This is a genomic window from Neobacillus drentensis (assembly GCF_036962125.1).
Taxonomy (GTDB): Bacteria; Bacillota; Bacilli; order Bacillales; family Cytobacillaceae; genus Neobacillus; species Neobacillus drentensis_B.
On sequence record NZ_JBALOA010000049.1, the window covers coordinates 666 to 1,010 of the forward strand.

At 47.2% G+C, this 345-nt stretch carries 3 tRNA genes; all 3 read right to left on the reverse strand.

The features are described from left to right. Window positions 1-53 precede the first annotated feature (53 nt). Window positions 54-129: transfer RNA gene (locus tag V7121_RS24765), tRNA-Lys, on the reverse strand. 10 nt (window positions 130-139) lie between these two features. Beyond that, window positions 140-212, reverse strand: a tRNA-Thr gene (locus tag V7121_RS24770). A 30-nt stretch (window positions 213-242) separates the two neighbouring features. Continuing rightward, a tRNA-Val gene (locus V7121_RS24775) sits at window positions 243-318 on the reverse strand. Window positions 319-345: the final 27 nt, after the last annotated feature.

A 345-nucleotide genomic window follows, 5' to 3' on the forward strand; every position in this document is an offset into this window, starting at 1 on the left:
CAATTCCGCCACACCCGCAATATTGAAAGTTATTTTGCTAGCGCAAAAAACTTTGGTGAGCCATGAAGGACTCGAACCTTCGACCCTCTGATTAAAAGTCAGATGCTCTACCAACTGAGCTAATGGCTCGTACTAAAGGTGCCGGCGAGAGGACTTGAACCCCCAACCTACTGATTACAAGTCAGTTGCTCTACCAATTGAGCTACCCCGGCATACAGTATAAAATATTATTAATATATATATGGTGGAGGATGACGGGCTCGAACCGCCGACCCTCTGCTTGTAAGGCAGATGCTCTCCCAGCTGAGCTAATCCTCCATATATACCGCCTGGCAACGTCCTACT